Source organism: Chitiniphilus purpureus (assembly GCF_025642115.1).
Classification (GTDB): Bacteria; Pseudomonadota; Gammaproteobacteria; order Burkholderiales; family Chitinibacteraceae; genus Chitiniphilus; species Chitiniphilus purpureus.
The window spans coordinates 2,578,932-2,597,887 of record NZ_CP106753.1 but is presented as its reverse complement, the minus strand read 5'-3'; the positions used below and the strand labels follow the sequence as shown (position 1 = coordinate 2,597,887).

12 protein-coding genes, 1 tRNA gene and 1 pseudogene are annotated in these 18,956 nt (G+C 63.7%); 9 read left to right on the top strand and 5 right to left on the bottom strand.

Features of this window, described 5'->3' with window-relative positions; translation table 11 throughout:
- Nucleotides 1-26: 26 nt before the first annotated feature.
- A complete protein-coding gene (locus N8I74_RS12120) occupies nt 27-2,558 on the bottom strand; it encodes a bifunctional diguanylate cyclase/phosphodiesterase (protein WP_263123364.1) in 2,532 nt (843 codons plus the stop codon).
- 189 nt (nt 2,559-2,747) lie between these two features.
- Between N8I74_RS12120 and mfd the strand changes: the two genes are divergently transcribed.
- Entirely contained in the window at nt 2,748-6,137 is a 3,390-nt protein-coding gene (mfd, locus tag N8I74_RS12115; RefSeq protein WP_408611816.1) for a transcription-repair coupling factor, read from the top strand.
- Between the two features lie 111 nt (nt 6,138-6,248).
- On the opposite strand, the gene N8I74_RS12110 is transcribed toward mfd, so the two are convergent.
- Complete coding sequence (locus N8I74_RS12110; protein ID WP_263123362.1) at nt 6,249-7,070, bottom strand: heparin lyase I family protein; 822 nt, start codon at nt 7,068-7,070, stop codon at nt 6,249-6,251.
- Between the two features lie 368 nt (nt 7,071-7,438).
- On the opposite strand from N8I74_RS12110, the gene N8I74_RS12105 reads away from it, so the two are divergent.
- A tRNA-Ser gene (locus N8I74_RS12105) sits at nt 7,439-7,529 on the top strand.
- A 753-nt stretch (nt 7,530-8,282) separates the two neighbouring features.
- The gene (locus N8I74_RS12100) at nt 8,283-11,849 is read left to right on the top strand and encodes an EAL domain-containing protein (RefSeq protein WP_263123361.1); all 3,567 of its coding nucleotides are present in this window, start codon (nt 8,283-8,285) and stop codon (nt 11,847-11,849) included.
- Nucleotides 11,850-12,103: 254 nt separating this feature from the next.
- Here N8I74_RS12100 and nudB read toward each other — a convergent pair whose 3' ends face one another.
- Complete coding sequence (gene nudB, locus N8I74_RS12095) at nt 12,104-12,553, bottom strand: dihydroneopterin triphosphate diphosphatase (protein WP_263123360.1); 450 nt, start codon at nt 12,551-12,553, stop codon at nt 12,104-12,106.
- A gap of 45 nt (nt 12,554-12,598) precedes the next feature.
- On the opposite strand from nudB, the gene N8I74_RS12090 reads away from it, so the two are divergent.
- The 4 genes and pseudogenes from N8I74_RS12090 (at nt 12,599) to N8I74_RS12075 (ending at nt 15,063) form a co-directional block, all read left to right on the top strand.
- Nucleotides 12,599-13,822, top strand: a complete 1,224-nt coding sequence (locus N8I74_RS12090) for an aminotransferase class V-fold PLP-dependent enzyme (RefSeq protein ID WP_263123359.1) — start codon at nt 12,599-12,601, stop codon at nt 13,820-13,822.
- Entirely contained in the window at nt 13,819-14,226 is a 408-nt protein-coding gene (locus N8I74_RS12085; RefSeq protein WP_263123358.1) for a SufE family protein, read from the top strand. The genes N8I74_RS12090 and N8I74_RS12085 overlap by 4 nt, the downstream gene beginning before the upstream one ends.
- Nucleotides 14,227-14,288: 62 nt before the next feature.
- Nucleotides 14,289-14,659, top strand: a pseudogene (locus N8I74_RS19480) (transporter substrate-binding domain-containing protein).
- Nucleotides 14,660-14,661: 2 nt separating this feature from the next.
- Nucleotides 14,662-15,063, top strand: a complete 402-nt coding sequence (locus N8I74_RS12075; protein WP_263126747.1) for a transporter substrate-binding domain-containing protein — start codon at nt 14,662-14,664, stop codon at nt 15,061-15,063.
- A 33-nt stretch (nt 15,064-15,096) separates the two neighbouring features.
- Here N8I74_RS12075 and dnaB read toward each other — a convergent pair whose 3' ends face one another.
- Complete coding sequence (gene dnaB, locus N8I74_RS12070) at nt 15,097-16,509, bottom strand: replicative DNA helicase (protein ID WP_263126746.1); 1,413 nt, start codon at nt 16,507-16,509, stop codon at nt 15,097-15,099.
- Between the two features lie 191 nt (nt 16,510-16,700).
- Here dnaB and N8I74_RS12065 point away from each other — a divergent pair, with 191 nt between their 5' ends.
- Together N8I74_RS12065 and N8I74_RS12060 are read left to right on the top strand one after the other, a co-directional pair.
- Nucleotides 16,701-17,081 (top strand): type II toxin-antitoxin system RatA family toxin, encoded by a 381-nt coding sequence (locus N8I74_RS12065; protein ID WP_456298711.1) that lies wholly within the window; start codon nt 16,701-16,703, stop codon nt 17,079-17,081.
- Nucleotides 17,074-17,388, top strand: coding sequence for an RnfH family protein (locus N8I74_RS12060; RefSeq protein ID WP_263123355.1), 315 nt, complete (start codon nt 17,074-17,076; stop codon nt 17,386-17,388). The genes N8I74_RS12065 and N8I74_RS12060 overlap by 8 nt, the downstream gene beginning before the upstream one ends.
- A 22-nt stretch (nt 17,389-17,410) precedes the next feature.
- Here N8I74_RS12060 and N8I74_RS12055 read toward each other — a convergent pair whose 3' ends face one another.
- Nucleotides 17,411-18,505, bottom strand: coding sequence for an SGNH/GDSL hydrolase family protein (locus N8I74_RS12055; protein WP_263123354.1), 1,095 nt, complete (start codon nt 18,503-18,505; stop codon nt 17,411-17,413).
- Nucleotides 18,506-18,956 lie beyond the last annotated feature (451 nt).

Here is an 18,956-nt window from a genome sequence, read left to right as displayed (position 1 = left end):
CGCGGCGCGCGGTTCGGGGAATGGGGTCACGCATCGGCGTCGGCAGCACCGGCCGCCGCATAGCCTTCGCGGGCAAGGTAGCGCAGCAGCCCGTCGGCGTCCAGCGGCATGGCGTACAGGTAGCCCTGCACCGCATGACAGCCGCTGCGGCGCATGAACAGCATCTGCTGGATGGTCTCGACCCCTTCGGCCACCACCTTGAGCCTGAGTTTCTTGGCCATGGCGACGATGGCCTCGGCGATCGCCGCGCTGTCCTCGTCCTCGGGCACGCCGACGATGAACGAGCGGTCGATCTTGAGCGTATCGAGCGGGAAATGTTTGAGGTTGGACAGCGACGAGTAGCCGGTGCCGAAGTCGTCGATGGCCAGCTTGACGCCCATCGCACGCAGCTCGCCCAGCACGCTCACCGCGCGCTGCGGGTTCTGCATGATCATGCTTTCGGTGATCTCAAGCTCGATACGCTGCGGCGGGATCTCGTAGCTTGCCAGCGCAGCCGCCACCTGCTGCGGCAGCTGTTCGCGCAGGAACTGGCGCGCCGACAGGTTGATCGCCATGCGCGGGATCATGTAGCCGGCCACCTGCCACAGCTTGAGCATGCGACAGGACTCCTGCAGTACCCACTCGCCGATCGGCACGATCAGGCCGTTTTCCTCGGCGAGCGGGATGAAGCTGCTGGGCGGGATCAGGCCCAGCTCGGGGTGTTCCCAGCGGATCAGCGCTTCCACGCCTTCCAGCTCGCCCGAGACGATGTCGATCTGCGGCTGGAAATGCAGGATCAGCTCGCGGCGCTCCAACGCGTAGCGCAGGCTGTTCTCCAGCACCAGATGCTCGAAGGCACGGGCATTCATGTCCGGCGAGAAGAACTGGTAGTTGTTCTTGCCCAGCTCCTTGGCCCGGTACATCGCCACATCGGCGTTCTTCAAGAGCTGCGCGGGCTGCAGCCCGTCGCCCGGATACAGGCTGATGCCGATGGAGCAGGTGACGAACAGCTCCTGCCCCTGGATCACGATGGGTTTGCACAGCTCGGTGAGCAGCCGCTCGCTCACATGCGCCACGTCGTCCACCTGGTGCACGTTGTCCAGCAGCACCGTGAATTCATCCCCACCCAGGCGCGCGATCAGGTCGCTCTCCTTGAGGCTGGCGCGCAAACGCTGTGCGATCACCTTGAGCAGCTCATCGCCCACATCGTGCCCGAGCGTGTCGTTGATCGCCTTGAAGCGGTCCAGGTCGATGAACAGCACCGCCAGTTGCCGGTGCTCCTCGCTCGCCCGCGTCACCGCTTGCCCGAGTGCCTCATGCATGGCGGTACGGTTGTAAAGCCGGGTCAGCGCATCGTGATTGGCAAGGAAATGCAGACGCTGCTCCGCTTCCTTGCGATTGGTGTAATCAGAGAACACGCCCACATAGTTGGAGACGGTACCGTGCTCGTCACGGACTGCGCTGATCGACAGCCAGGCCGGGTACGCTTCACCGTTCTTGCGTCTGTCCAGCATCTCGCCTTGCCAGTAGCCGTCGCGCGACAGCCGCTGCAGCATGTCGCGGTTGGCCAGACGCTGGCTGCCCCGCGAACCGAACATACGCGAGATGCGGCCGATCGCCTCCTTGGCGGTGAAGCCGGTGATCCGCGAGAACGCCGGGTTGACCGCGACGATCCGGGCATTCGCGTCGGTGATCAAAATGCCTTCGGAAGCATTCTGAAACACCTGGCTTGCCAGCCGGGTCTCGCGCGCCGCCATCGCACCCTCACGGTTCGACAGCGCCAGCAGCAGCCCCGTGATCATCACGGCCACCAATAGCGTCACCGCCGGCAGTGCGGCGGGCACGCCGGCCTGCCCCAGATGCAGTGAGATCGCTGCCGCCACCGCGGTGGCGGCACCGACCAGCCCCACACCGAACAGCCCGACCCGCAACGCAGCCCAGACCATGAGCGGGAACAGCAGGAACTGCAGGTCGCCCAGCCCCGGCCAGGGCGGGTAGTAGATCAGCAGCGCGGTCATCGCCGCAGCCGCCAGCAACAATCCCAGCTCGATGCGCGCCTGGCGGTTGCGTCGACGGAAGGCACGCCCGTAGTAGAGCGCCACCGCCACCAGCATCGCCAGCGCCTCGGACCACCACCACAGCAGCCATTGCGCCCACAGCCCGGCCGCAGCGGTACGTTCGAAGAAATACACCAGCACGATGCCGCAGCCGGCGGTCAGCCCTGCCGCGGCCAACGGCCCGACCGCGAGAAAACGCAGCCCGTCGTAGACCCGCAGTTCCCCGCCGCGGCGCAATTGCGGCAACAGGGTCACCGTCAGCACCGCCTGGGCGGTGGCGATCAGCGACAGCAGCAGCGTCGCCAACAGCGGCATGCCGGCCAGCAGCGGCCAGACACAGGCCGCCAGGGCCGGCCCCGCCCAATAGCGTCGGCCATAGCGCAACAGCAATACCAGCGCCAGGCCGGTATTGAGCGCCAGCAGCGGCGCATAGTGGCCGGGCAGCCGCCATTGCCACGCAAGGGCCTGGGCCGCGCAGCACACCAGCACCATGGGCCAGAAGCGAAGCGGAAAACGCAGCATGAGCAGGTTCAGGGTTGGGGCGGCCGTGGGACGGCAGCCGGTATGTTTTGCGCTTCCTGTCAGCATCCGACTGACGCGGCAGGTCGCCGCAATCATTCTGCATGGTCCCTGAAAATGCAAGCCACCGGTGCCGGATGGGAGGCGCACCCCCGGTATAATGGCGCTTTTCGTTTTGTGCCTACCCGAACTGTGTCTGCCCTGCCCCGCCCTGGCGAGCGTCTGCTGCTTCCCACCCCTCCCGGTTCCGCCGATAGCCTGTTGCTGGCGCGCTACGCCGCACAGGCGCGGCCGCTGGTCGTGCTTGCCGAAAGCGCGGCCGCCGCGATGCGGCTGCGCGACGAGCTCGCATTCTTCCTGCCCACCGCCACCGTGCTGCTGCTGCCGGACTGGGAAACGTTACCCTATGACCATTTCAGCCCGCACCAGGACCTGATTTCGGAGCGGCTGGCCACGCTGTGGCAGATCCGCGAACAGGGTGCCGACGTGGTGATCGTGCCGCTGCAGACGGCGCTGGGCCGGCTGGCCCCGGTGGAGTACCTTGCGGCCTACACCTTCATGCTCACGAAGGGGCAGAAATTCGATGTGGACAAGGTGCGGGCCGACCTGACGTTTGCCGGCTACAGCCATGTGACGCAGGTATACAGCCCAGGTGAATACTCGATCCGCGGCGGTCTGGTCGACCTGTATCCCATGGGTTCGCCGCTGCCATACCGTATCGATCTCTTTGACGACGAGATCGAAACCATCCGCACCTTCGATGTCGACACCCAGCGCAGTCTGTATCCGGTGCCGCAGATCCGGCTGCTGCCGGCACGCGAATTTCCGCTCGACGATGCGGCGCGCAGCAAGTTCCGCCAGCGCTTTCGCGAGACCTTCGAGGGTGATCCGAGCAAGTCGCGACTGTACAAGGACATCAGCAGCGGCCTGACCCCGGCCGGCATCGAGTACTACCTGCCGCTGTTCTTCGATGTCACCGCCACCCTGTTCGACTACCTGCCCGCCAGCGCGCTCCTGGTATTGCACGGCCGGGTGCATGCCGCCGCCGATCGCTTCTGGGCCGATACACAGGACCGTTACCGCAATCTCTCGGGCGAGAAGGACCGGCCCATCCTGCAGCCCAGGGCACTCTATCTGCAGCCGGACGAGTTCTTCGCCAGGGTCAAGGATTATCCGCGGCTGGAGCTGGACGAGGCAGCCGATCCGGCCGCGCCGGCGCTGCCGGCACTGGACGTGGACCGGCGTGCCGAGAACCCGGTCCGTCGCCTCGCCGATTTCGTTGCGCGGCACCCGGGCCGGGTGCTGATCACCGCCGAAAGCCTGGGCCGGCGTGAAACCATGGCGCAGTTCTTCGCCGAGTATGGCCTCAAGCCGGTGCTGGCCGAATCGTGGCAGGGCTTCCTGGACGATACGGCGCCGCTGATGCTGGCTGCCGCACCGCTGCACCTGGGCTTCATGCTCGCCGAGCCCCAGGTGGCCGTGATCACCGAGGCCAACCTTTACGCCACGGTGGCGCAAAGCCGCGGCAAGCGGCAGCAAAAGCGCAGCAATACCGATGCCATGCTGCGCGATCTGTCCGAGCTGAAGATCGGCGACGCGGTGGTGCACGAGGCGCACGGCATCGGCCGCTACCAGGGACTGGTGTCGATGGACCTGGGCGACGGCGCGACCGAGCTGCTGCTGCTGGAATATGCCGGCGGCGACAAGCTCTACGTGCCGGTGAGCCAGTTGCATGTGATCAGCCGCTACTCGGGCGGGGCAACCGATGCCGCGCCGATGCACAAGCTTGGCTCGGGCGCATGGGACAAGGCCAAGCGCCGCGCCGCCGAGCAGGTGCGCGACACCGCGGCCGAACTCCTGAACCTGTATGCACGCCGCGCCGCGCGCAAGGGCCATGCCTTCGAGTGGCGCCATCATGACTACGAAGCGTTCGCCGCCGGCTTCGGTTTTGACGAGACGGCCGATCAGGCGGCCGCCATCGAGGCGGTGCTCGTCGACCTGCGCATCGACCGGCCGATGGACCGGCTGGTCTGCGGCGACGTGGGCTTCGGCAAGACCGAGGTCGCGCTGCGCGCCGCCTTCGCCGCCGTGGCCGGCGGCAAGCAGGTGGCAGTGCTGGTGCCGACCACCTTGCTGGCCGAGCAGCATTTCCAGACCTTCTCCGACCGCTTCGCCGACTGGCCGGTGCGCATCGCCGAGCTGTCGCGCTTTCGCTCGACCAAGGAAGTGAACGTCGCACTCAAAGGGCTGGCCGAGGGCGGCATCGACATCGTGATCGGCACGCACAAGCTGGTGCAACCCGATGTGCAGTTCAAGAACCTGGGCCTTGTCATCATCGACGAGGAACACCGCTTCGGCGTGCGGCAGAAGGAACAGCTCAAGGCGCTGCGGGCCGACGTGGACGTGCTGACGCTGACCGCCACCCCCATCCCGCGTACGCTGGCGATGAGCCTGGAAGGCATCCGCGATTTCTCGGTGATCGCCACCGCTCCCTCCAAGCGCCTGTCGGTGAAGACCTTCGTCGCCAAGTTCTCGGATGGCGTGATCCGGGAGGCGGTGCTGCGCGAACTCAAGCGCGGCGGCCAGGTGTTCTTCCTGCACAATGAAGTGGACACCATCGAGAACATGCGCGAGAAGCTGGGCGCGCTGCTGCCCGAGGCGCGCATCGGTGTGGCGCATGGCCAGATGCGCGAGCGCGAGCTGGAACACGTGATGCGCGACTTCCACGCGCAGCGCTTCAATGTACTGCTCTGCACCACCATCATCGAGACCGGCATCGACATTCCGAATGCCAACACCATCGTGATGAACCGCGCCGACAAGTTCGGCCTGGCGCAACTGCACCAGATGCGCGGCCGGGTCGGCCGCAGCCACCACCAAGCCTATGCCTATCTGCTGGTCCCGGACGTGGAAAGCCTCTCGGGCGACGCCAAGAAGCGGCTGGAAGCCATCCAGCAGATGGAAGAGCTGGGCTCGGGCTTCTATCTGGCGATGCACGATCTGGAAATCCGCGGCGCGGGCGAGGTGCTGGGGGAATCGCAATCCGGCGAGATGCAGGAGATCGGATTCTCGCTGTATTCGCAGATGCTGAACGAAGCGGTGAAGGCGCTGAGGAAGGGCCAGGAGCCGGATCTGTCGCAGCCGCTCGGCGTCACCACCGAGATCAACCTGCATGCACCGGCGCTGCTGCCGAACGACTATTGCCCGGATGTGCATGAGCGCCTGTCGCTCTACAAGCGCCTGGCCAACTGCGATACGTCGGAGGCGCTGGACGATGTGCAGCAGGAGCTGATCGATCGCTTCGGCCTGCTGCCCGATCCTGCCCGCGTGCTGCTCGATTCGCATCGGCTGCGCATGCTGGCCAAGCCGCTCGGCATTGCCAAGATCGACGCCGCGGACGCCGCCATCGTGGTCACCTTTGCCAAGAACACGGTGATCGAGCCACTCAGGCTGATCCAACTGATACAGAGCAAGAAGCACTACAAGATGGTGCCCCCCGACCGGCTGCGTCTGGAAGGCAACTGGCCTGAGCCCGCACTGCGCGCCGCCCGGGTCAAGGAGTTGCTGCGCGAGTTGGGCTAGCAGGCATCCTTACACCATCTGGCTCAAGCCAAGAGTCAGGATATTGGTAATGAAGCCAAGAAGAAAAAAAGCGGCCTATGGAGGCCGCTCTTCTCATCCATAAGTAGGCAATTATGGAGAAGTATATTGTATATCATCAAAGTAGGCAGTTTGGAGCCCCTGGTTAAGCTGCCCGCCATAAAGTCCTATTTTCTGAAGAAATGAAGGTGGATTGCTGCTAAAGCCAACCTGGCCTGAATAAGAGCCGACCAGCGTGTTATTGTTGGCGTCATTGCCATAGTAAATTTCTACTTTGCCGACGTTACCACCAGTCCCTACGCTTGGCTTAATATTTAATTTAAAGTAATGCCATACGCCTTTTGAAAGCGATCCGGTATAAGGAACGATAGGATAGTTACCAGTCTGGTCATTACGAACCCTGAGCCGGACGAGAACCGGATTGGCGTCAGGATTGGCTCCATCTTCCACTTCTAGCGAAACAGGCGGGTTGCACGCCACGGTGCAATTCAGGTTCTGCCATAACTGGACTAAGGCAAGCCAAGTATCAGGGCCAGATTGTTGCACATGGAAAGTACCATCCTCTGGAATATAGACCTTGAATTGAAGCGAAGCTTGTATGTCGAACGCGGGCTTGTTTGATATTACGAGCTCAGAACGTTTGGCATCGTTGTTGGGAAGCGGCGCCAATTGGAATTTTACTGAACTGTTTCCAGCCGGTGTACTGTTGAAACGAGAGGAAATGGCAGGGTGATCCCCTGCTCCTCGGCGTTGCGTCGTAAAAGAGGTGCCATCTGTATTTATCAGCGTTCCTAATTGAGGTGAAGTCCCTGATTTAAAAGAAGCACTTTCCGCATCGATGCTGATGGACTCCTGAGCATGTGAAAATGTCAATGGAAGCAGCAGTGAAACACATAGGACCAATGAGTTTTTCATAAGACTCTCGTCAACAATGAATATGAAATATTATTCTAATATAAAAAAAGAGAAATGTATAAGAAATTTTTTGAAAGCATGATTAAAGGATGCTCCAAAGCAGGCAAACGGCTTGACAACGTTGGCGTGTTACTGCGGAAAGTCCAACATGGTTACTACAGCTTCGGCGTTGCTACAGCTTCGGGGAATAATGTGCTCCAACCGGATGGCAAGCAGGCGATACGCACTCATCTGACCGTACATTCCCCTCTTCGAGGTCGTCTGAGAGTTCGGTGACGATGCAGCTCTCATGCTACTAAGCCATCCGTGCCACGCCGCAAATAGCTTGGCAACAAGCGGCAGCTAGCGTATAGTTCGGCCTCCATTGCGGAGAGATGGATGAGTGGTTTAAGTCGCACGCCTGGAAAGCGTGTATAGGTTAATAGCCTATCGGGGGTTCGAATCCCCCTCTCTCCGCCAGTCACCAGCGAACCCCTGATTTTTCAGGGGTTTTTGCATTTCTGGCCCCTTGTCGGAGAGCCCTGTTACGGTTTTGCTACAGGAGCTGCTACAGCATCGGCCTTCCTACCCGCCGTCAGAGATCGAGGATTGGGGACAGGATGGGCGCGAGGGCATAGAGAAAGTCTTGAGAGCCAATCTGCAGGATGATGCGCCAGTTGAAGGCAGTGCAGAAGACACACGTCGAAGCGGTGCTGGAGCTGCACAAAAAATACAGTTCCTGCTGGGCAAGGATAAGAAGTAATCGAGACAATCCGCCAGGGCATATGGTGGGCTCTAGTCCGCGGGTTCCAGTCACAAGCCCTTAGTGACCAAGGCCTCCAAAGGAACGCTAGTACTTGGACATGCGCCATGTGCACATACCCCCCGCTCGTGATCAGCGCAAGCTCAGATCACGTTTGATCCAGCATCGTACCCTACCAAGACTGGGCTTTCGGGGCTGCCATAAGCCATACCTGCGACTGCGGCCTTGTGTATTGCCATCGTCCCCTAAGACACCCCATGGTGCAGTGCACATCAAAGTTTTTCATCCAAAGAAAGCAAATGAGGTGGATTGCCATGGCCTAGCACCCTCCTTCCGCCGGGAGGTCGACAGAAAATGAAAAACATTCATCTAGAATGCATTGACCCGACCGATACAACTTGAACGGCACAGCGCGTGTGTCCGCTGACAAAGCCGAAGTGATCAGTGCGGTTTCTCCAAGGGGAGCATTCATGCTGAACGGTATCGATATCCTGATTGTCGAGGACAGCGCCAGTCAGGCGATGCTGCTACAGGGGCTGTTGCAAGCACAGGGGTGCACCATCCGATTGGCGCACGATGGCGTGCATGCCCTCGAACTGGTTGCGCAGCGCGCGCCGGTGCTGCTGGTCAGTGATGTCGTCATGCCGCGGATGGACGGCTATGAATTGTGCCGGCAGATCAAGAACAATCCGGCCACCGCACATATCCCGGTCATTCTGGTCACCGACCTTTCGGATGCGCGCGACGTACTGCGCGGCCTCGCCTGCGGTGCCGACAATTTCATCCTCAAGCCCTACGACGAGAAGTATCTGCTGTCGCGCATCCGCTATTTCCTGGTCAATCTGGAACTGCGGCAACAGGAGCGCATGAGCATGGGCGTGGAGGTGATGCTGGGTGGCGAGCGCCACTTCATCACCGCCGCCCGACAGCAGATCCTGGATCTGCTGATCTCGACCTACGAACAAGGCATCCAGCTCAATCAACAGCTGCGCACCAAGCATCAGGACCTGCTGCAATCCCATGCCCTGCTCAACACACTGTTCAATTTCTCGGCGGGGCTGGCCGACCGGCAGGGCGAGCAGGATGTGATCGAGCGTGCGCTGTCGGCGCTGGCGAGGTTTCCCAACTGCCGTGGGGCCTGGCTGATGCTGGTGATGCCGGGCGGGGGCATGCATCTGGCCGGCGCGTCGGGGGCACTCGATACACAACAGCTGGCTGCCGACGGCGCCGCTGCCTGCCTGCACCTGCACGCCTTGCCACAGGGTGAGGCGAATGCAGCCCGCAACGTGACAGGGTGCCCGGCCCTGCCTGCCGATGGTGCGCGCCAGCATGCCTGCGTACCGCTCTATCTGGGCGCCGAGGTGCTGGGCGTACTCAATGTGGTCCGCACCGACTACGGCCCCTGGCCCGCCTCGGAGCTGGAAGCGCTGACCCGGGTCGGCCAGCAGTTGTCGACCACGTTGGCGCGTACGCGCTTCTTCGGGCAGCTGGAAGCCGTGGTGGACGAGCGTACCGCCGCGTTGCGCAACGAGATCGTGGAGCGCGAACGCATCGAGCTTGCACTGCGCCAGAGCGAAGGCCTGTTGACCAAGATGCTGGATGCGCTGCCATTGGGCGTCTGGGTCACCGATCCGCATGGCGAGGTACTGCTGCGCAACCCCGAAGCGGCCCGGCTCTGTGGCCCCGACACCCCCACGCTGCCGGCCGAGGAAGACACTGCGGCACACACCACGCATCTGCAGCGCACGCTGGTGCGGGTGGTGAAACGCGTGCTGACCGCGGGTGAGAGCTGTGTGGGCAAGGTGATACCGGTGCACGCATCGGACAACGCCGAATGCATGCTGCTGGTCTCGGCAGTGCCGCTCGCCGATCGGCACAATGTGGTCCAGGGGGCCATCCTGGTGGCGCAGGACATCACCGCGCAACAGCTTGCCGACCTGGAGCTGCGCATCCGCGACCGGGCGCTCGATGCCTGCGTCAACGCGGTCATCATCACCGACAACCGTCAGCCCGATCAGCCCATCATCTATGCAAACCAGGCATTCGAGCGCGTCACCGGCTACAGTCCCGAGGCGGTGCTGGGCCGCAACTGCCGCTTTCTGCAGGGCGATGATCATGAGCAGCCCGATCTGGCGCTGATTCGGCGGGCCATCGAACAAGGCACCGAAGGCAAGGCATTGCTGCGCAACTACCGCAAGGACGGCTCGATGTTCTGGAACGAGCTGCGGGTTGCGCCTTCCTATGACCAGCAGGGGCGGATCAGTCACTTTGTCGGCGTGCTCGACGATGTGACCGAAGCCAGGCGCTACCAGGGCGAGCTGGAACGGCAGGCCAACTTCGATACGCTGACCGGACTGCCCAACCGCAATCTGCTGCTCGACCGCATCCGCCAGGCCAGCATGCGCGCCAACCGCCATCATGAACGTTTCGCGCTGGCGGTGCTGGATCTGGACAACTTCAAGTACGTGAACGACAGCCTCGGCCATTCGATGGGCGATCAGCTCTTGGTGGAGGTGGCCAAACGCATCCGCAGCTGCATCCGCGATTTCGACACGCTGGCGCGGCTGGGTGGCGACGAGTTCGTGCTGCTGCTGCCCGAAGCGCAGGCACAGGCCGAGGTGGCAGCCACGATCAAACGGGTCGACGACTGCTTCATCGAGCCGCTGCTGCTGCCCGGGCAGATCGAGATCCATGCCAGTGCCAGCATCGGCTACTGCTTCTACCCCGATGACGGGCAGGAAGCGGAGGAACTGCTGCGCCACGCCGACACGGCGATGTATACCGCCAAGGGAGCGGGCAAAAGCCAGATCAGCCGGTTCGAGCTGCCGATGAATGCATCGATCCAGCGGCGGGTGACGTTGGAGCGCGACCTGCGCCATGCGTTGAACGACAGGCAACTGCAGATGTACTACCAGCCGCAGCTGGAGTTGCGGCGGGCCGCGCTGTGCGGCTTCGAGGCACTGATCCGCTGGCAGAAGGACGGCAAATGGATCTCGCCGCTGGAATTCATCGGGGTGGCCGAGGAGACGGGCCTGATCAAGGAGCTGGACCAGTACGTCATCGACAGCGTGTTTGCCCAGGTGGCGCAATGGCTGGCCGCAGGCTACGACCCCGGCGAAGTGGCGATCAACATCTCGGCCTTCAGCGTACAGGAGCCCGGATTCGTCGAACTGATCCGCGCCGCGCGCGACAAGCATGCGATCCCACCGGAACGGATCAAGCTGGAAGTCACCGAAGGCCTGCTGATGAAGAACTACGACGTCGCCCGCCAGGTGATGCTCGACCTGAAACAGACCGGATTCAAATGGTCGATCGACGATTTCGGCACCGGCTACTCGGCGCTGAGCTATCTGCGCCGCTATCCCTTCGACCAGTTGAAGATCGACAAGAGCTTCATCGACGATGTGCACATCAACCTGGAAAACGCGTCGATGACGCGCGCCATCATCGGCATGGCGCGATCGCTCGGCATCACCGTCATTGCCGAAGGGGTGGAAACGATCGAGCAGCTCAATGTGCTGCTGCAGGCCGGTTGCGAGCAGATCCAGGGTTACTACTACTCGCCGCCGCTGCCGGTGGCCAGCTGTGTCCAGCTGCTGCAGCAGGACGCCACCCTCGCGCTGCCGCAGATCGTGGTCAACCGCGACCTGCGCACCCTGCTGATTCTGGATGGCGAGCTGCGGGTGCATTCACGTCTGTTCCGCGATCTGTACCCGGAGGGCTACCAGATCCTGAACGCCGAGACGCCCGAGCTTGCGCTGACCATCCTGGCGATCAACCAGGTCGGCGTGGTCATCGCGGACCCACGGCTGCTGCTGGGCGATGGAAGCGACTTCCTGAGCACCATCAAGCAGCGCTATCCCGGCGTGGTGCGCATCGCGATGAGCAGTGTACTCGACATGCCCACGGTACTGCTTGCCATCAATGAAGGTGCCATATTCCGCTACCTGACCAAACCCTGGGATGCCGATCAGCTCCGGACCCAGGTACGCGGCGCGTTCCAGCAATACGAACTGAACAAGCGCATCCAGTCCTGATGCGCGGCAGCACGTCCGGCACTGTCTGCGCTCCGCCCTGGGTACGGTGATCGCCGTCGGCTCACGGCTGTGAAAGGCGGCATCCGTACCGAGGCACCGGGCTCGTGCTGCAACAAAGAAAATGCCCCGCCGAAGCGGGGCAAATTAACAGGGGGGTTGAGCCGGGGGTAGAGGCTCAAGCGATAAATTAGTGCAGCCCGGTGCCCTGGAGCAGGTGAGTATTACCATGCGATGAACATAAAGGCCTGCCAGCATCAGTCACCACGCCCCAGCCGCTGTGGCAGCAGCCGGATCGCTTCGGCGTTGGAAGGCGAGAACACCATGTCGGCCGCACGGGCCCAATCGACCCAGCAATAGCGCCGATGCTCGCCCGGCGCCAGGATCACGGGCGGGCGCTCCACCACGGTCAGGCTGAACACATGCTCGGTATTGGTGGTCACCCCCGGTGCGTAGCGGTGCCGCCAGCGCGCGTAGATCTCGAAATCACTGCAATACGCCCAATCGCGCAGTGTATGTTCGCGGGTGTCGATCCCGGTCTCCTCCCACACTTCGCGCCGTGCTGTCTCGCTCAGCGCCTCCTCGCCCTCACGGCTGCCCGTCACCGATTGCCAGGCATCGGCAAAGTCGTTGCGCTCCAGCAGCAGCACTTCAAGCTCAGGGGTGTGGATCAGCACCAGCACCGAAACAGGTTGTTTGTAGGCCATGGCGCGATTATACAATTGCACACACCGCCAACCACGAGCCGTACCGTGCCCCCTCCCCCCGCCTTCGACGCTGTTGCGCTGCGCCGGCAGTTTCCACTCCTCGCCAACGAGCCGGCGCTGGTCTACCTGGACAACGCCGCCACCACGCATAAGCCACTGGCGGTACTGGCGGCGGAACGACACTTCTACGAGCACGCCAATGCCAATGTGCATCGCAGTGCGCACCGGCTGGCCCATGCGGCGACCGAGGCGTTCGAAGGTGCGCGTCGCACCGTTGCGCGCTTTCTGGGCGCGGCCAGCGCTGCCGAGGTCGTGTTCACCCGGGGCGCCACCGAGGCGATCAACCTGGTGGCGCAAAGCTGGGCGCGTGCGCACCTGCGGCCGGGCGACGAAATCGTGCTCAGCATGCTCGAGCACCATGCCAACATCGTGCCCTGGCAATTGCTCGCCGCCGAACGCGGCCTCGTACTCCGTGTGATCGGGCTGGCGGCGGACGGCAGCCTTGACCTGGATGCCTTTCACGCACTGCTCGGCCCGCGTACCCGGTTGGTCGCGGTCACCGCGCTGTCCAATGCCAGCGGCGTGCGACCCCCGCTTGGACAGATGATTGCCGCCGCGCAGGCTATCGGGGCGCGCGTGCTGGTGGATGCGGCGCAGGCTGCGGCCCATGACCGATTGGATGTCTCGACCCTGGGCGCGGACTTCCTGGTGTTTTCCGGGCACAAGGTGTTCGGTCCCACCGGAATCGGCGTGCTGTGGGCACCGATGGCGGTGCTGGACAGCATGCCGCCGTGGCAGGGCGGCGGCGAGATGATCGAGCGGGTCAGTTTTGCCGGCACCACCTTCAACCGTCCCCCCTACCGCTTCGAAGCCGGCACGCCACCGATCGCCCAGGCGGTCGGCCTTGCGGCGGCGCTCGACTGGCTGGCGGGCCTGGACCGCGCGGCCTTGGCCCGGCACGAAGCCCAGCTGCTGCAGCGGCTGGAACAGGGCCTTGCGCAGCTGCGGCAGGTCCACCCGATCGCCAGCGCGGCGGGGCGTGGGCCGGTCACATCGCTCACGTTCGGCGCGGTCCACCCGTTCGATGTGGCTCAGTTCCTCGATGCCCGCGATATCGCGGTCCGGGTGGGCAACCACTGTGCGCAACCCCTGATGGAGGCGCTCGGCGTGAACGGCACCTTGCGCATCTCGCTGTGCGCCTACAACACCGAGGCCGATGTCGAGGCCGTGCTCGCTGCGCTATCCGACACCCTGGAGCTGCTGGCGTGATCCCCGACCGGCCTACGCTGTCGGCTGCGCTGCGGACCGCGTCGAGCTGGGAGGCGAAGAACCGGCTGCTGGTGCAGCTGGCACGTGAGGCGCCGTCGCTGCCCGAAGCGCTGCGCGACGAACGCCACCGGGTACCAGGGTGCGAAAGCCGGGTCTGGCTGGTCGCCGACTGGCAACAGGACCGGCTCGTGCTGCAGTTGGACAGCGATTCCAAGGTGGTGAAGGGCCTGCTGGTGCTGCTGCTGGCCGCGTACGGCGGACAGACGCGCGACGCCGTGCTGGCACTGGATTTCAATGCCTGGCTTGGTGAGCTGGGGCTGGCACGCTTCCTCACCTCGTCGCGGGCCAATGGCATTGCCGCGATTGTCGATACCATCCGGCGGCTGGCCGGCGGGCAGCGCTGAACCGGCCACGTGCCCCGTCAGTGCTGGCATCCCGGATTGCCCGCGCCTTCCCCGGCAGTTGTATGCTCGCCGCTCCGGTCGTTGCCTGCCGGGGCAGTCCGTGCACCCGGCCCGCCGCCGTGCTGCCGTCCGCATTGCTGGCCATCGCGCCGACCCGGGCCGAACGTCCTGACGCAGTCGGCACCAAGGCCACTTTCGCGCCATTCGAATCGCTCGATGAGAAACAGGACGTGGTCGGCGTCGATGCGCACCTGATGCAGGCGATCGCCGGCAAGGCCGGATGCCGGATCAGCCGGATCAACCTGCCGTGGACGGGCTGTTCACCGGTCTGGCCGATGGCGAACACGATATCGTGGCGGCGGCGCTTGCCACCACCGCGGAACGCAAAAAGACGCTCGCTTTTTCCGAGCCCCACTTCCAGGCTGGCAGTTGATCGTGATCAGGCAGGGCAGCCGGATCAGCGGACTCGCCGATCTGGCGGGCCGCACGGTGATGGTCCAGACCGGCACCACCGGTGATAGCACCGCTCAACGGCAATTCGGCAAGACCAGCCCGGCGATCCGACGCTTCGAGCGCGTCCAGTTTGCGCTGCAGGCGCCGCACAGGGGCGGCGTGGACGCCGTGAGCGCCGACAATGGCGTGGTGACGCACTGGCTGGTGCGCCATTCCGGCGCCCGACTCGCACTGTTCAGAGATCCGGGCTTTGAGCGGGAGCACGATGGCATCGCGATCAGGAAAGGCAACAAGGCGCTGCTGGCCCGGATCAACCGTGGCCTTGCGGCGATCAAGGCCAACGGCAGCTACCGACGGTGCTACGTCCGCTACTTCGGCAGGTGAGGTGCGTGCCGGCATGCCCGGCCGGCACCGGCGTCACTCCAGGTCACCCGACCAGCCGTCCGGGCGCACCAATGCATTCTCGAAACGCGAGTACATGCCCTTGAACACCAGCGGCACCTTGCCCACCGGCCCATTGCGGTGCTTGCCGAGGATGCATTCGGCCAGCCCCTTGTGCTGTGAATCGGGGTTGTAGTACTCGTCGCGGTACATGAACATGATCAAGTCGGCATCCTGCTCGATCGCACCCGATTCGCGCAGGTCCGACATCATCGGACGCTTGTCGGTGCGGCTTTCCACTTGCCGCGAGAGCTGCGAGAGCGCGATGATGGGCACTTGCAGCTCCTTGGCCAGCGCCTTGAGCGAGCGCGAGATTTCGCTGACCTCGGTGGCGCGGTTCTGCTCGCGGCCGCCGGCACGGCCCGCCATCAGCTGGATGTAGTCGATCACGATCAGCCCGAGCTGCCCTCCCACCTGCCGCGCCAGCCGGCGCGCACGGGTGCGCAGATCCAGGGCGGTCAATGCGCCGGTCTCCTCAATGTAGATCGGCGCCTCCGAGAGCTTGTTGACCGCGTGGGTCAGCTTCATCCAGTCCTCGTCCTCGAAACGGCCGGTCTTGAGCTTGTGCATGTCGATGCGACCGATCGAGCCCACCATCCGCATGCCAAGCTGCGCCGCGCCCATTTCCATCGAGAAGATGGCCACCGGCAGCTTGAGTTCGCAGCCCACATGCTCGGCGATATTGACCGAGAACGCGGTCTTGCCCATCGAGGGCCGGCCGGCGACGATGATCAGATCGCCCTTCTGCAGACCAGAAGTCATCTTGTCCAGGTCGAGAAAGCCGGTGGCGATGCCGGTGACCTCCGATGGATTGTCCTGCTGGTACAGATAGTCGATACGCTCGACGATTTCCTTGAGGATGGGCGGCATGGCGATGAAGCCCTGCTTGCCTTTCTGCGACTGCTCGGCGATCTGGAACACCCGCGACTCGGCTTCATCGAGCAGGTCAGCCGCCTCGCGCCCGTTGGGGTTGTAGGCCGAATCGGCAATCTCGGTGCCGACGGCGGCAAGCTGCCGCATCACCGATTTCTCGCGCACGATCTCGGCATAGCGCCGGATGTTGGCGGCCGACGGCGTGTTGGCGGCCAGCGAGCCCAGGTAGGCCAGGCCACCCACGTAGGCAAGTTCGTTGGCGTTGTCCAGCGACTCTGCCACGGTGATCACGTCGGCCGGCCGGTTGTGCTCGATCAGCTTGAGGATATGCAGCCAGATACGCGCGTGATCGTCCCGGTAGAAATCGCTGTCGGCGAGCACGTCGGCGACCTTGTCGAAGGCACCGTTCTCCAGCATCAGACCACCGAGCACCGACTGCTCGGCTTCAATGGAATGCGGTGGCAACTTGATGGCCGCGACCTCGGCGGCGGCACCGCCCATCTCGAACCCCGCCATCAGGTAATCGGCGCCCGGTTGCGAGGCGTATTCGGCAGCGGTAGGATGCTCGGTCATTTGCATGGTGCTGCTGGACATCTTCGGCCGGCCATTTTACACGTCGAGCCCCTTCCGGTCGCCCTGCCCGATACCTTCCCGTTCCGATGCAGCGCATTCGCAAATCCGTCCTGGTTCCCCACTCGGCCGCCCAGATGTACAACCTGGTCGAACGGGTCGAGGACTACCCCAAGTTCCTGCCGTGGTGCGGCGGTGTCGAAATCCACGCCCGCGATGCCGTGTCACTTGACGCCACCATCCGCGTGGAATTCCTCAAGGCCAAGACCTTCTTCCGCACACGCGACCTGTTGAGCGAGAACCGTATCGAGATGCAGTTCATCGACGGGCCATTCAAGACCTTGCATGGGCAATGGCTGTTCTCGCCCCTGCTGGAGGACGCCTGCAAGATCGAGTTCTCACTCGACTACGAATTCTCCAGCCGTACGCTGGAGGCGGTGATCGGTCCGGTGTTCGGCCGCATCGCCGCCACCTTCGTCGACGCCTTCATCGCCCGTGCCGACACGCTGTATGGATAAGCCGCTGTCCGGGCTGGTACAGGTCGAAGTCGTCTATGCCCAGGCACGCGTACAACGGCTGGTGCCGCTGACCCTGCCCGGCGGCAGCACCGCCGGACACGCGATCCAGGCCAGCGGCCTGCTTGCGGATTTTCCCGAGATCGATCTTGCCCGCAACGCCATCGGCATCTTCTCGCGCCCCTGCAGGCTCGACACGGTGCTGCGTGACGGCGACCGGGTCGAGATCTACCGGCCGCTGATCGCCGACCCCAAGGAGGCGCGCCGCCAGCGCGTGGCGGACGGCCGGCCCGTCAAGCAGGGGAGCTGAGCGGCAGGCCGTGCCGCTTTGCTCAACGCGGCGCCAGTACCAGTTGTGCCACCCGGCCGCCCCAAACCGCATGCGCACGGTCGGTGGGATGCACGCCGTCCGCGAACAGATAGGTGGCGCCAGCGCCGGGCGCCACCAACGTATCGGCGCTGCAGATCAAGGCCGACAGCGTTGCCGGATTGCCCGGCGTGGTATAGCTGTTGCAGGCCGGTGTGGTCACATTGGTCAGCCCCAGCGTCGCCGGGGCGGCGACCACCTCACGGATCAGCGCGGCGATATCGAACACCATGATCCCCTGCCCCGCCACCTGCTGGGCGACCGCCCCGTTGTAGGCATCGCTCAGCTGGGTGGCGAGTGCGGCAACGGTGGGGCCCTGTGCCCGGAACTGCGGCGTCAAGCCCAGGTCGGGCAGATTGGCATACACGATATGGCGCGCCCCGGCTGCACGCAGCCGTCCCAGTTGCCGCACCATGGCGGTGACGGTCGTATTCAGGAAGGCCGGCGTGAGCGCAGGCAGATCGGCCGGCGGCGTATTGGCGAAGAACTGGAAGAAATCGTTGGCGCCGCCCTGGATCAGGACCAACTGGTCTTCGCGGAAGGCATTGCCATGCTCGGCCAGGTAGTCGTCGATCTGCGTCTTGATGCTGCGGCGGGTTGCCGCCTGCACCGGCACGCTGCCCACGCCCGGCACGGTCTGGGTCACCACACCGTCCCCGGGCACATCCACCTCGATCCGTGCACCGCCTTCGGCATAGCCGGTCCCGCCCAGTTCGATCACCCTGCCGCTCTGACCGACCACTCCAAAGTTCACCTGCCGGTTGGGCGCCAGCGGCAGGCCCAGGTTGGCTGCCACATAAGTCGGCCAGGTGCCGCCGGGCTTGGTGGTGAACATCAGCCCGATCGGCGTGTCGTTGGCCGGATTGGCATCGCCCGTGGTGGGATTGTACGTTCCGACATCGGACAGACTGTCCCCAAACGCCACCAGCTGCGTATAGCCAGCCCTGCCCCCCGGCGTCTGCTGATCCACCGATTCCACGTTGCTGTCGCTGCACGCGACCAGAATCATCGGCATGATCAGGGCCGCAAGGGCATTGCGTAGACATCGTTCCAGATTCACGGGCATCTCCTTGGCAGATCAGCGAAAGGGCATGGCATGGCAGCCAAACTCGGCAAAACAAGAGCTGCCTCATTCTCGGCAACTTTCCCCGGTTTCGCCAATGCGGCTGATGGCGTGATACTGAGTGCCAAGCAAGCAATCGATGATTCACTTCCAGGCTTACAAAGGCGTTGCAGCGTGTCAGTGCTTGCCGCAGCCAAAGCCCACCAACTGGACCCATCACGGTGGCTGCTCCGGATGTCATTGCCGCCCCGATCGCCCCACTGGCTGCGCCATAGGTCACTGCGGTGACCACCACAGCCGACCACCATCACGATCTGCCCGATCTTCTGGCAGCGGCTCTTGAGTGGCGGCGGCGGGTCGGGCAGCTTGGGGCTCAAATCGCCCACGGTGCGCTCGGCACTGTATTGCCGGAAGGTAGTTGCTCAGCCAAGAGCGGCGCGGGTTGACG

Excerpts from the sequence above, each read along its gene's own strand:
- N8I74_RS12120 (WP_263123364.1), bottom strand. The coding sequence starts at position 2,558 with ATGCTGCGTTTTCCGCTTCGCTTCTGGCCCATGGTGCTGGTGTGCTGC.
- N8I74_RS12110 (WP_263123362.1), bottom strand. The coding sequence starts at position 7,070 with ATGAAAAACTCATTGGTCCTATGTGTTTCACTGCTGCTTCCATTGACA.
- N8I74_RS12100 (WP_263123361.1), top strand. The coding sequence starts at position 8,283 with ATGCTGAACGGTATCGATATCCTGATTGTCGAGGACAGCGCCAGTCAG.
- nudB (WP_263123360.1), bottom strand. The coding sequence starts at position 12,553 with ATGGCCTACAAACAACCTGTTTCGGTGCTGGTGCTGATCCACACCCCT.
- dnaB (WP_263126746.1), bottom strand. The coding sequence starts at position 16,509 with ATGGCGGGGTTCGAGATGGGCGGTGCCGCCGCCGAGGTCGCGGCCATC.
- N8I74_RS12065 (WP_456298711.1), top strand. The coding sequence starts at position 16,701 with ATGTACAACCTGGTCGAACGGGTCGAGGACTACCCCAAGTTCCTGCCG.
- N8I74_RS12060 (WP_263123355.1), top strand. The coding sequence starts at position 17,074 with ATGGATAAGCCGCTGTCCGGGCTGGTACAGGTCGAAGTCGTCTATGCC.